Source organism: Endozoicomonas sp. SESOKO1, from assembly GCF_024606265.1.
In the GTDB taxonomy this organism is placed as follows: domain Bacteria; phylum Pseudomonadota; class Gammaproteobacteria; order Pseudomonadales; family Endozoicomonadaceae; genus Endozoicomonas.
In genome coordinates this window covers 1-12,580 of the sequence record NZ_JAHHPP010000183.1, presented here as the reverse complement: position 1 = coordinate 12,580, position 12,580 = coordinate 1, and the positions used below count along the sequence as shown (strand labels likewise).

At 45.0% G+C, this 12,580-nt stretch carries 11 protein-coding genes; 4 read left to right on the top strand and 7 right to left on the bottom strand.

All coding sequences use genetic code 11. From position 1 onward, the window contains the following. Positions 1 to 104 precede the first annotated feature (104 nt). The 3 genes from KDK13_RS08885 to KDK13_RS08875 all read left to right on the top strand — a co-directional run bounded on the left by KDK13_RS08885 (position 105) and on the right by KDK13_RS08875 (position 5,672). On the top strand, positions 105 to 1,697 hold the full coding sequence (locus KDK13_RS08885; RefSeq protein ID WP_257284619.1) for a Na+/H+ antiporter NhaC family protein: 1,593 nt from the start codon (positions 105 to 107) through the stop codon (positions 1,695 to 1,697). Between the two features lie 88 nt (positions 1,698 to 1,785). Further along, positions 1,786 to 2,211: a CesT family type III secretion system chaperone gene (locus KDK13_RS08880; RefSeq protein WP_257284618.1), complete on the top strand. Its 426-nt coding sequence runs from the start codon at positions 1,786 to 1,788 to the stop codon at positions 2,209 to 2,211. A 56-nt stretch (positions 2,212 to 2,267) separates the two neighbouring features. Further along, positions 2,268 to 5,672: a DUF4135 domain-containing protein gene (locus KDK13_RS08875; protein ID WP_257284617.1), complete on the top strand. Its 3,405-nt coding sequence runs from the start codon at positions 2,268 to 2,270 to the stop codon at positions 5,670 to 5,672. 1 nt (position 5,673) lies between these two features. Here the strand turns inward: KDK13_RS08875 and KDK13_RS08870 are convergent, their stop codons facing one another. Genes KDK13_RS08870 through sctD form a run of 4 tightly spaced genes read right to left on the bottom strand, consistent with a single transcriptional unit; the run spans position 5,674 to position 8,027 of the window. Then, complete coding sequence (locus tag KDK13_RS08870; protein WP_257284616.1) at positions 5,674 to 6,048, bottom strand: M48 family metallopeptidase; 375 nt, start codon at positions 6,046 to 6,048, stop codon at positions 5,674 to 5,676. Positions 6,049 to 6,077: 29 nt separating this feature from the next. Next, on the bottom strand, positions 6,078 to 6,347 hold the full coding sequence (locus KDK13_RS08865) for an EscF/YscF/HrpA family type III secretion system needle major subunit (RefSeq protein ID WP_257263167.1): 270 nt from the start codon (positions 6,345 to 6,347) through the stop codon (positions 6,078 to 6,080). Between the two features lie 14 nt (positions 6,348 to 6,361). Further along, entirely contained in the window at positions 6,362 to 6,607 is a 246-nt protein-coding gene (locus tag KDK13_RS08860; protein WP_257284615.1) for a hypothetical protein, read from the bottom strand. Beyond that, positions 6,600 to 8,027, bottom strand: coding sequence for a type III secretion system inner membrane ring subunit SctD (gene sctD, locus KDK13_RS08855; RefSeq protein ID WP_257284614.1), 1,428 nt, complete (start codon positions 8,025 to 8,027; stop codon positions 6,600 to 6,602). The genes KDK13_RS08860 and sctD overlap by 8 nt, the downstream gene beginning before the upstream one ends. Positions 8,028 to 8,332: 305 nt before the next feature. Here sctD and KDK13_RS08850 point away from each other — a divergent pair, with 305 nt between their 5' ends. Then, positions 8,333 to 10,033 carry an AMP-binding protein gene (locus tag KDK13_RS08850; protein WP_257284613.1) on the top strand — a complete coding sequence of 567 codons (1,701 nt, stop codon included), beginning with the start codon at positions 8,333 to 8,335 and terminating at the stop codon, positions 10,031 to 10,033. Positions 10,034 to 10,195: 162 nt separating this feature from the next. Here KDK13_RS08850 and KDK13_RS08845 read toward each other — a convergent pair whose 3' ends face one another. The 3 genes from KDK13_RS08845 to KDK13_RS08835 all read right to left on the bottom strand — a co-directional run bounded on the left by KDK13_RS08845 (position 10,196) and on the right by KDK13_RS08835 (position 12,487). Beyond that, positions 10,196 to 10,594, bottom strand: a complete 399-nt coding sequence (locus KDK13_RS08845) for a hypothetical protein (protein ID WP_257284612.1) — start codon at positions 10,592 to 10,594, stop codon at positions 10,196 to 10,198. Positions 10,595 to 10,728: 134 nt separating this feature from the next. After that, on the bottom strand, positions 10,729 to 11,307 hold the full coding sequence (locus tag KDK13_RS08840) for a DJ-1 family glyoxalase III (protein WP_257284611.1): 579 nt from the start codon (positions 11,305 to 11,307) through the stop codon (positions 10,729 to 10,731). Positions 11,308 to 11,605: 298 nt separating this feature from the next. After that, complete coding sequence (locus tag KDK13_RS08835) at positions 11,606 to 12,487, bottom strand: patatin family protein (protein WP_257284641.1); 882 nt, start codon at positions 12,485 to 12,487, stop codon at positions 11,606 to 11,608. Between the last annotated feature and the right edge of the window lie 93 nt (positions 12,488 to 12,580).

The following is a 12,580-nucleotide window of genomic DNA, read 5'->3' as shown; positions in this document are numbered from 1 at the left end:
TTCCTCCATGTACGCTTGCCTCCTGATCTAATGACAAATGGTTCACTCATCCTGATAAATAATGGAATAGCGGGCTTGCGTGATCAAAAAACGAGATCAGTTTTATGGAATTAACCACTTTCAGTGATTCATCGTTATCTTTATTGGCTCCAGCCATCGCGATTATTCTGGCGGTAATAACCCGAAAAGTATTATGGTCTCTGGGGGCTGGTATTGTCACTGGTGCTTTACTGCTCACCGGCTTGAACCCGCTTATCACCATTCGCCGTATTTTTGATGGGTTTGTTGGTGTGTTTTGGGATGAGGGTCTTAATTTAAGCAACATCTATATTCTGTTGTTTTTGCTGGTTCTGGGTGTGATCACCAGCCTGATCAGTATTTCTGGTGGAGCCAGGGCTTTTGGTGAGTGGGCACGTCAGCGCGTCAAGACCCGTCAGGGCTCGCAGGTACTGACGGTTTTTCTTGGTGTTATTATCTTTATTGATGATTATTTCAACAGCCTTGCTGTGGGTAGTATCAGTAAGCCGCTCACCGATCGGCACAAAGTCTCAAGAGCCAAGCTGGCTTATTTGATTGATTCGACCGCTGCACCAATCTGCGTAATTATGCCAATTTCAAGCTGGGGTGCTTATATCATTGCCCTGGTGGGTACTATTGTGGCGACCCATGGCGTTGGCAGTGATAGCCCTGTCTTTTCATTCATGGCCATGGTTCCTATGAACCTTTATGCAATTTTTGCCCTGGCACTGGTTTTCTGTACTGCAGCCATGGATCTTAATGTTGGCCCTATGGCCAGGCATGAGAATGCAGCGCTTTCCGGCAGTCTTTTTGACGCCTGTAAGGGTAACCCCCCGGGAGCTCCAGCCCTGGAAGAAGATAAAAACGGCCGTGTGGCTGACCTGGTTGCACCGATTCTGGTATTGGTACTGGCTACCATGACTGCCATGATCTGGACAGGGTATACCGCTCTTGCCAGTGACAATCAGACATTTTCTATTCTTGGTGCCTTTGAGAATACTGATGTTACTTTATCGCTGATCAGCGGTGGGTTGATTGGCCTTTTGTTTGCGATAGCCCGTCTGCTGAGTCGAAATATCTCTGGAGAAATCTGGAAGAAGGCTCTGGTTGAGGGCAGTAAGTCCATGTTGCCAGCCATTTATATCCTGGTATTTGCCTGGGTTCTGACGGGAATAATCGGCCAGCTGGAGACCGGTAAGTATCTGGCTAGCCTGGTTAGTGGGAATATTTCTCCCAGTTTCCTGCCCATGATTCTTTTTATTGTCTCTGGTGTGATGGCCTTTGCTACCGGGACCAGTTGGGGCACCTTTGGCATTATGCTGCCAATTGCCGGAGATATGGCTGCTGCAGCTGACATAGCCATGATGCTGCCCATGTTGGCTTCTGTACTGGCAGGTGCTGTGTTTGGTGATCACTGCTCTCCGATTTCTGATACGACAATCCTTTCGTCCACCGGGGCATCCTGTCACCATATTGATCACGTCAATACTCAGCTTCCTTACGCGCTTAGCATCGCGGCTGTAGCCATGTTCGGATATCTGGTAATGGGAATTACTCACTCGATTTCAGTGGGCTTTGTCGCATCACTGGTGGCATTCATCGTTCTTGTTATTCTGTTCAGAAGGATTTCTTTGAAATCTCGCCCATTGGCACCGGCTTCGGGGCATCTGGTCAAGTAATTAAGCTGCACTATGCTTAAGAAAGGCAGGGCTTAAGAAAAGGCAAGGAAGCCTTTCAGAATTTATTTTAACCAGGGACATGGATGCTATGAGCTTTGAACAATTGATGAATTCATACGCTGCTCGCCAGCAGATGGGCGAACTGGAGTATGTAAACGACAGATATTCTCTGGTGGTTAATGATCGGGTCGAGGTTTCCTGTTTTCAGGCCAATGGTCGCTTTTATGCTTATAGCATCATTGCAAAGCTGCCTGAAGTTAACAGTAACCGAGAAGAACTGTTGATCAGGCTGCTGGAAAAAAATCTGGCTCTGGTTGCCCATGAGCGTGTTTCGTTGTGTATCGACCCTGATGCCAATGCACTGGCTTTATATGCTTCTGCTTCGATAAAGAGTCTCAGTGTTGATGTTATTGAAGAGGCAATTGTAGCATTGGCCAATAATCATGAACTGTTTGTAAAATGGGTTGGCCAAAGTGCCCCGCCTTCAGGCTCTGCCATGATGTTCATGCCCTAATAGAAGGTGCTGTCAGTTCGATATATAAGGTATGTCAATGATTAGAGTTGTTCGATATGCCTTCGAAAAAGCAGCAATCCACTCGTTCCTCCGTATTTGGTTGCCTGGTTGCCAGTACTGAAGCTGCCTATTTCAATGGACTTCGCCGTGCCAATGATGGATTTCTGAAAGCGATCATTCGTTACAGTCGATTCAGAGAAATACATATATTTACCCCTCAGTCATTATTGCCCGAGTTGAAGTCAGGTTGGGAATCTTTTCTTCAGCATTATGGCAGTGATAAAGCTATTCATTTCTTACCAGCTCATGAGTTAAGCAGGTATTTTTCCAGGATCACGTATCAGGTTTTCCATCAAGGTGATCCCTGGATTGGCCATCTTGCAGCGCTTCGTGACGCTTACTGTCTGGAACCATTTCCTATTACGGGCCGGGCACATACGCTGAGTACAGACTCAAATATGTCAAATACCCGTGATCTTCTGTTGTCACCGCTAAAAAGCTGTGACGCAATTTTATGCAGCAGTAAGGCGCAGAAAAAAGTGATGATGCGTCTGTTGTCTGCTGCAAGTTCCAGTATTTCAGATCATATTGGTGTGGCCATACCTTACAAGGGCAGTGTTATGAAGCTGCCTCTGGGGATAGAACCCGATGAACACTATTCAGGAAGTAAAGAGAAAGCCAGAGGGATATTGGGTGTTGCTCAGGAATCTTTTGTTATTTTAACCCTTGGCCGGATTGCCCCTTCAAACAAGATGGATCTCAATCCAGTATTGCTGGTAGTGAATGATCTTGTGGAAGGTTATGGGTACAGAAATATCAAGTGGATCATTTCGGGAGCAGGAGATGCAGACAGTTCGGCTGTGCAGTCCCTGTTAAAACAAGCCTATGATTTAAATCTTGAAGGCTGTATTCGTTTTGAGTTGGAAATTGAAGATGACCGTAAACATCAATGGCTGTCAGCCTGTGATCTGGTTCTGACGCTTTCGGATAATATTCAGGAAAGTTTTGGCATCGTACCCCTGGAAGCAATGGTTAATGGGAAGCCTGTTGTTTTATCCGACTGGAATGGTTATTCGGAACTGGTTGAGGATGGTGTCAGTGGCTGTTTGATTGAAACCGTATCGACAGATTTGGATGATCTTGCCCGTCCACTTGGTCCATTATTGACGGAGCACGCCCATTTACTGCAAGCGCAGGGGACTGCGGTCAATTTGAGTCAATGTTCTGAGAAAATTCATGACCTGATTCAGCAGCCTGAGCTTCTGTCGAGCATTGGGGAGCAAGGAAGGCAGAGAGTATTTGAAAATTATCGCTGGGAAGCGATTGTTGATGAATACCATCAGTTGGTGAGTGTCCTGAATAAAGACGCGGAACAGATTTCCCGATTAAATAAAAGGCCAGTGGGACTTCCTTATCATCAGATATTTGAGCATTACCCGGCCAGTCAGTTGGCTGATGACCAGTTCTTTAAGACAACGGATCGGGGCGTCAGATTGCTGCTGAGATCCGAGCAGTTTGTTCACTATGCCGAGATGGACTCATTCTTGAATACTGACCTGATTGAGCAGATAGCTAATCATTGTTTATCCGGTAGCCATTTGACCGATTTGAAGGCAAGGTTTCCAAAGGAACCGGCATTGCTATTAAATTTTATGTGGATGTGTAAATATCAACTGCTGGCACTTACCGGTGAGCCGTTAATAAAGCAAGCTAACCATCAAAAAAGATGGTGGCCTGAAGAGCAAAGGCTATCGGCTGAGGTGATGCTGCATCTCGATTATGCGGAATCTCATCGTTTCAAACTTCTGGAACCTTTGCTTTGCTGGCTGGATTTGCAGCTGTCGTTTTACCATAATCAGCCAGAAAATCCTGAGTTTCGAGCGAGCCTGTTAAAGCCTTTTGCTACAAAGCTGGATGGCCAGCTGTTGCAGGCAATTGGCTGGGTTGCTCAGATGAAAGGGACTGTGCAATATACCGATGTCCTGGACTCTATTGTTGAGCAGGGTGGGCTGTTATTCCTGAGTGCTGAATTTCCTTTGTGGTATCGTTTGAATCGTTTATGGGTTATTCGTGCACTGAAAGACTTTAAAAGATTATTTGCCCGGTTTTACAGAGATCTTGGGGATATAAATCATTTGTTTTCTGATCGTTGGCAAGAGCCAGCGCAGAGTATTGCCTGCCTTGATTTTCCGTTAAGTACTTCGTCTTCTTGCATGATTGCCATTATCGTTTGCGATAATGGCGAGAAGCTGGTTTATAAAAACAGGGATCTGGCTATTGAACGTCAGATTATCGGGCATACTGCAGACAATAGTAATATCGCAGGTAAGCTGAACCAATGGCTGGATGGGCAGCCCGGGCTGGCAACCATAAGGATATTGCCAGGACCTTCTGATGGCGCTTACGGCTATTGTGAGTTTGTTGATAAAGGTCGCAATGAGGTGCTGGATGACCAGCAGGTTAACGATTATTACCAGCGCCTGGGAGTTATTGCCGGTTTCTCGATCTTGTTGGGATTGGGAGATGTTCATAACCGGAATGTTATATCCAGAAATGGCATACCTTACCTTGTTGATGTTAAAGCTGCTTTCTGTCCGGGTGTTATAAAAGCGTTCGAGTCTGAGTTGAATGATCCCCAAAGAGCCTTCTGTGGCACGGAAAACAGCTTTATGCTCACGTCTGTCTGGAGCGTTTTTGAACAGTTTCATTTTACTGGTTACAGGGATTGCCTATTCCAGTTGGTTAATGGTGAACTGGTCGAGATGCCACCGGTTGAAGAGAGTCTGGTTATCAATAATCTGGTTCGGACTGGTAAGAGCGACTCGTTATCGAACATCAAGCCTTTCCTTTGTAGTCAATATGCCAGTGCTTTTGAAAAGGGCCTTGATGTTACGTTCAGGGTCGTCGTGGATCATCACGATGACTGGTGTGCGCTTTTGGAAGGCTGTAAAGGCCAATCTGTTTGTCACCTGCCTCGTCTGAATCAGCAATTTTATTGGCAACAGAAAATGAATCTATGGACATTTCCCGGCTTTCAGACATTCTCAGGAAAGCGTCTCAGAGATTATTTTAACAGAGTGATGAGCCGATTATGTCTTGGTGGAGAGGAGATCCAACGCTGGGGTGAACCTGAGTGGTTCGAGCCTGCAGCAGGACTGTCAGATGAGTTGGTGAAAAATTTGCTTTCTGGCTCAATTACTGAGTTCAGGCGTGAAATTGGAGGGAAGGGGATAGTCAGTGAGTCTGGTTCCAGACTCTCTGAAAGGGTGATTTCGGACCATTACTTTTCAGTTGATACGTTAGGCAAGTCTGTCAGTCTGGTGCAGGCTATGGCCAAGAACCCTAAGCAAGTGGAGGGTTTTTTGACCTTTCTAACAGCGGTAGTGAAGCAGTGGATGATTGAAAAGGCTGTACCGGGGAAAAACTTCCCGGAAGCTTTACGAGATAAGCTTCCGGAATAAACTATTGGCCGTGGATGTTAGCCAGAAGTTCCCTGGCCATTTCAGCAGGTTCTGACTCTTTTGAAGACAGTAGTGGTTTAAGATAGTCTTCACTTTCTTTATTACGCCCCTCGAACATCAAAGCTAATCCCAGAAAAACCTTGATGGTAGGGGCATCGGGGTGCTTTGCCAGACCTTCCTTGTGCAACAGGTCAATAGCTTCCTGGTGCCGTTTACGATTCATGAACTCAAGGGCAAAGCCAATGGTGCTAAGTGGACTGTCGGGCCTGGCGGTTTCAATGCCGTTGAAAATACCAAAAGCATGTTTCGGCAGTCCGGTGCCACTGGCCATAAAGCCAATATCTGCCAGAGTTTTTAAAAGCTTGTCATCAATCATTGCTGACTGTCTCCATTCATAAGTTTAGTTTAGAGCTTCTGAATAATACTCTGTATTGTATCCTTGATTGATTTGACGATACTTGAACGAAGACCTTCAACAATCATGTATTTGTTGAACTCAACCTGGAACTCAACCATGTCCTTGGTGCTGTTAGGATCCATATTGGCGACACGGGTTTTCAGTGCTGCATCAAGTGCTTCTGCCTGGCTTCCGAATGTTTCAGATACTTTGTCAAAGCTGAAACCGGCGCTTCCTGGCTGGTTGTAATTAGGGTTGTAGGTATCCTGGTATGCCATGGCTGAGTTCCCTCTCAGGCTTTTGATTGACCGTGATGCTGTTTCCAGCTCTTATCAACGACTTCCATAGCCGCAACTACAGCGGTTAGCAGACTGTCGATTTTTGAAAAATCTTCCGGAGCTGCGCCTTTATCCTTTAATCCTTTCAGGCGAGTCGCTTCAGAGAGCAAGTGATTAAGGATCTGATCCCGATAAGAGCCGTCCTTATCTTGAATCAGCTGTTCTTCAGTGGTTGATAGAAGAATATTCTCTTCATTCATTGATTTGTCCGCCACGGTTCCCTCCAAGACGGTATTTGATTCTGTCAGTTCCGTTAGCTAATAAAAGATACTCAAGGTTAATATCTTCAATTATATACCCGTTAGAAAGTTTTGCTCCTATCAGGTACCTGGAACCATCTATCAGTATCACGTAAGGCACCTTGCCCATACTGATACCGCGTATATTTAATGATAAAGGTGACTGACTGTCGGTTAGCGTACCTCCTGCGTACTTAGTGGCTAATTCAATGGATGGTTTGTTGGCGTATTTTTTCTGAAACTTGGTGACTACCGTTTGCAGGTCATAAACTTGTCCTTCATCGAGTAGATGACCTTTCAATATTACTGTTTGATTTCGGACGACGACGTTAATTCTTGGTATCAAGCCTTTTTCCCGAAGCATGGATTTGAGGGTATTGACACGACTAACCTGGTTCTCAACCTGATCAACAACCGAAATAAGTCCATAAATTTCCTGTTTGAGCATGCTGATGATGCTATCAAGTTCATCAGATGTTGAAACATATCCGGTTAACACCAGAGACCCGGGGGTGTTATCCAGCTCGAGTTCAAGTGTGTCATAACCACGGGCTCTGAGGAGTAATTCAGCGTTATCACGCATCTCATTCATAACAATGACTTGCGAATTAAAAGGAATACCCTGCTTTCTGAGGAATTTTTGCAGTTCAAGTTTGTCCTGAAGCGTTTGTGTATAACCTGAAACGAATAATGACTTGTCAGGTAACTGTTTGAACTTCACCTCTTTAAGTCCAAGTTGCTCTCTGGCCTTTGCCGAAATGTCAAGAACTCCCGGGATAGGTGTTACTTTTTGTACTTTGGTATCCGTGCTGGGAATAATCATACTCATGCTGGCTATCGCAAGTACCAGTATTAATGGAATAGCGATAAGCCATCTTTTATCAATACTTGCTATAAAAGACGTATCTTCAAAATCATCCCCTTCATCCTCATCTTGTTGATCTGATAGTTCCTGGTCAAAGTCAGATGCTGATAGATCAGGCTCATCTGCTGCAAGAGATGGCTGTTCTTGCTCGTTAACAGTCAGTTCCTGTGCTTGGGGCGGGGCGATGTTTGGTAGCGCAAGAGATGGCCACTCAGCGTCAGCAGGGCCAATAGCTATGAACAGGTTGCTTGAGGTAACAATATCAAAGTGGCGATATTGAATACTCGAGCCAGCAGGTTGTCCATTTACATATAAAGCAGTATCAGCTGTGCCTGATTGGATTTTGACCTGTCCGTCATTAAAAATCTCAATAATGAGTTCGATATCGCTCAGGTTGTCATCGGTCAAGACCAGATCACAGCCATCATCTTTTCCTAAGGAGTAACTGCCCGGCTCAATGGGAATCTCGGCACCGATATGATTGCCAGAGAGTATTTTCAGGTAAAATTCAGTCATAACTCACCTCCTGCCATGCTATCGCAGAAAATAATCTGACTGGACTCATAAACGGTTTTATTGTCAACATCCTGTTGATTCTGTCCGTAGTTATTACTGTTGTCTTTACGTGCTCTGACTATCTGCGTAAATTGAATCCTAAAACTAGATTAAGGTAAAAAAAACGTCATTACCAGATATTACATGATAATTATTCGGCAAACTCGTCACTTATTAGATGCCTGTAGATAAAATGTTGGGTAAGATTGCTTAAAAAGGCTAGGTAGCCCTGATAACAATAACCATAAAATAAGAGGCGCAGTGCTATGGATGCATCATTCTGGAATGGTAAAAGGCCTTCTGGGGTTAGTAATACTGTTAATCCTGATGAATATTCCAGTGCTTTATCAGTAATCAATGCTTTTTTAAATGAGAATAGCTCGCACCCTGCATTTACGGGCATTGGCCATACACTGACCTATGCTGACATTGATCTTTACAGTCAGCAGTTTGCAGCATATATCCAAAGAAATACCGATCTGAAACCGGGGGATCGAATTGCGATTCAGATGCCCAATCTTCTACAGTACCCTATTGTCGTTTATGGAGCGTTGAGAGCCGGGTTGGTTATTGTGAATACCAATCCGCTTTATACTGCCCGGGAAATGCTGCAACAGTTCAAAGACTCGGGAGCAAAAGCGTTAGTTTTTTTCGAAAACTTTGGTCATCTCGTTGAAGAAGTGGTTGGTGAGACAGATATAAAGCATCTTTTTGTGACCCGTCTTGCTGATATGGTGCCAGCTCCCAAGCGGCATATTGTTAACTTCCTGGTCAAATATGTTAAGAAGATGGTGCCACGGTATTCCTTGCCCAATGCGGTTCCGCTGCTTGACACCCTAAGAACAGCAAAAGCCTCTGATTATCAGCCGGTTCCAGAGGGCAAGCTTTCTGATCCGGTGGTACTTCAATATACCGGAGGTACTACCGGGGTTGCCAAAGGAGCCATGCTGACTAACAGGAATTTGATAGCCAATATGCTGCAGTCCAAAGAGATGATGTCTCAGGTGGATGAACAGGGGCGGAACATCTTAAAAGCTGGGCAGGAAGTTCTTATAGCGCCTTTACCTCTTTATCACATATATGCTTTCACAGTGCATTTAATGTGTATGCCGTTTATGGGGAATCACAGTATTCTGATAGCTAATCCGAGAGATACCGATACGTTCATTAAGTTTATCAAGCCATGGCGTTTTACCGTCTTTATTGGTTTGAATACATTATTTGCCAGTTTGTTGAATCATCCAAAATTTAAAGAATGCGACCTTTCTGGTTTAAAAGTAACTTTGTCCGGTGGGACTGCGCTGCAGGAGGCGACGGCTCAAAGTTGGCATAAAGAGACCGGGTGTATTATTTCTGAAGCTTATGGGTTAACAGAGTGTTCCCCGGCTGTTTGTATGAATCCAGTCGGCGATTTGTCACAGCCAGGTACTGCGGGTCTGCCAATACCTTCTACAGAGCTGAAAACTGTAGACGAGAATGGTAATGAGACAGCAGTAGGTGAGCCTGGTGAGCTTTGTGTCAGGGGGCCGCAGGTTATGTCCGGATACTGGCAGCGAGCTGAGGCTACAGCCGAAGTGCTCAGTACCGATGGTTGGCTGAAGACGGGTGATGTAGCGGTGATCCAGGAAGATGGGTTCGTCAGGATTGTTGATCGAATCAAGGATATGATTCTGGTTTCCGGTTTTAATGTGTATCCGAATGAGATTGAGGATATTGTTTCCGGTCACCCCAAGGTTTCAAACTGCGCAGCGATTGGTGTTCCTGATGAGAACTCTGGGGAGAAGGTTAAGTTGTTTGTTGTCAAATCAGATGACAGCCTTACATCTGACGAGTTACTAAGCTGGTGTCGTGAATATTTGACAGCCTATAAAGTGCCAAAAGTGTGTGAATTCCGTGATGAATTGCCAATGACGCCTGTTGGTAAGATTTTGCGTAAAGACCTTCGGCATTCAGTGGTTGTGAATTAGCCTGAAAAGTGAGCGCTGTTTATATTGGCGCTGACAGACAGCAGACTATTTCAATTATTGTACACCAGTATTAGGAAATAAATTCCTGATACTGGCGTTGCTTCAGGGCTGGATCAGTCTTTTAATGGAATGCTGATCAAGAGGGTTAAGCATGACAGACCGTCATGCTGACTGCTGATCATGGTTTGAGAAGTAACGATGCAGGATTTCAGGGTCGTCCTTCAACGCATTAAATGCTTCTTTGGCATTTGTCGGTGTGATACTGGTTCGATCCATTTTCATGTGACGTATGGAGGCGTCAAACCAGAACCAGTGCTTGTCTTCAGTAAGACATAAGGCTTTTACTGAGTATGTGGTCGATGGAATGAAGGGCAGGGGCATTCCACTGGTCAGTTGCTTTCTGACAATAGTGGCGTTTTGACAAGAGTAGGTGATGTTGTGATAAATCCGCTCAAAACGATTGAATTCGTGACCAAGCATCTTGTCTGCCATATTGTCCTGTTTTTGACTCAGGTAATACAGTGCAAAAATACCAGCCACAATCAGGATAAAGCTTTCCATTTTTCATACCTCGTGGGTTGACTCGCTGGGCTTCCCTGCGGCTCTGGAAAACCCTTATATGTATTCTATACACATTTGTACAACTCTGTTCAACTAACATCGTTGATGAGATTGGGGTGTTTTCTGGGAAATTATTACAACGCCCAATCTGCAATCATCTGCTTGGCTATCGGCCGGAAAGCATCTTTTCCATAGAGGGCATCAACTAATTTAAATGAAAATCCCATGGCATTGCCTGGACCCTGGGCTGTTATAACCCGTTTTTTTTCATCCACTACGATGGTGTTTCCGGGATGTGGCAGGGCACCTTCCATCTGATCCATAAAACTTGGGTAACATGTTGCATGAACGTTATCCAATAAACCGTGCTGAGCAAGGACAATCGCAGGGGAAGCGCATATAGCGGCATACCATTTCCCGGCTTTTTGCTGATCATTAAGCAGCTTTATAAGCGTTTTGCAGCCCTTAAGGTTTTCGGCACCGGGCATGCCGCCGGGAAGGGCGATCAGGTGAAACGGTTTGCCTGTGCAGGCTTCTATGTGAACATCAGCTGTGATCTGTGTTTTCTGTGAGGCGGTGATGGCCTGGTTTCCATCAGGAAGGCAGCTGGCAACAGTCACTTGAGCACCGGCTCTCCTGAGTGTGTCTATGATCGTCACAACTTCAATGTCTTCAGAACCATCAGCAATTGGGATGAGAACCTGTCTTGGCATGGTAGACCCTCATTTGAAGGTGGGGTATTGGGTAAATGTGATGTGTCTGCAGCTAAAGGCCATATATGATCTTTTGCGGGTATGTAAAATGAGAGATAAAGCTTCTGTATATTGGCTTTCTTCTATGTAAAGTCGAGCTATACAATGAGAAAAAAATTACAGGGTTGTTTATCGTCGTTTTCAGTTCGCATTAAGATGTCTAAGCAGGCTCTTATACCGACAGATTTTTAATCTAGCAGATAGTTAAGACAGGTGAGATAAATTTGATAGTGGGTTGGTGTCGGGTTGAAGCGGAATCTCATGTCAGTTGTTCAGCAAGGCTGTAGCCAAGTGTGTAGCCACTGTGGTAATCAGAAAAAAGGTGATTTCTGTGTCTGGTTCCTCTGGAGGTGTTCAGCGGCTTAAGTGGGGAGATGTGAACCAGTTGTACACTTTTATCCTGTGCAACCGATTCTGCAAAGTCTGCTGCCTGATTGTAAATAGTGTTTTGTTCTTTTATCAGCATCGATACCGCTGGCATTTGACGATTTTTCCAGGCATAAATCCTTGATCCGGTGGCAGAGTGTTTGCGAAAGCTGGCTTGCCTGGTTCTAAGTACAATAATCTGATTATGGCCGTCATCAATGGCTTTTTGTATTGGCAAGGGGTCTGATAAGCTGCCATCGGTCAAGGCTTGGTTATTTACAAATACCGGCTTGCGATAAATCATGGGTAAGGCGCTGCTTGCCTTCAGTGCGTCGTTGATAACCTCATTTGGAGTGTTGCTATCTATGCTGTGATAAACGGGTTTTCCGGTATCAATACATGTGCTGACAACGGTAAAGCTTTGCTGATTGAGCTTTTTTTTGAAGCGGGGAAAGTTTAAAGCGTTTTGCTGCGAAAGCTTCTGGAAAAACCAGTCAAGATCAAACAGGTCTCCGCCCCTGATATGACGCAGAAGGCTTATAAATTCAGACTCAAGGCATAAATTGGTGTAGATATCCAGATTGCGTCCACGTTGGCCTGCAATAAATGAACTGAGATTCAGTGCGCCAGAAGATACGCCGTAGTAGCCATCGAAAGCACTGAGTCTTTTATCAAGAAAAGCGTCCAGAATGCCTGCGGTGAAAATTCCACGCATACCTCCACCTTCAACAACCAGCGCTCTTTTAATGGGTGAAGATTGGGCGACTTGTTGCATGGTGTGGGTGTTTATGAGGAGTTGAACGTTGAGATAAGATGGTTGCGGGAGCCGGATTCGAACCAACGACCTTCGGGTTATGAGCCCGACGAG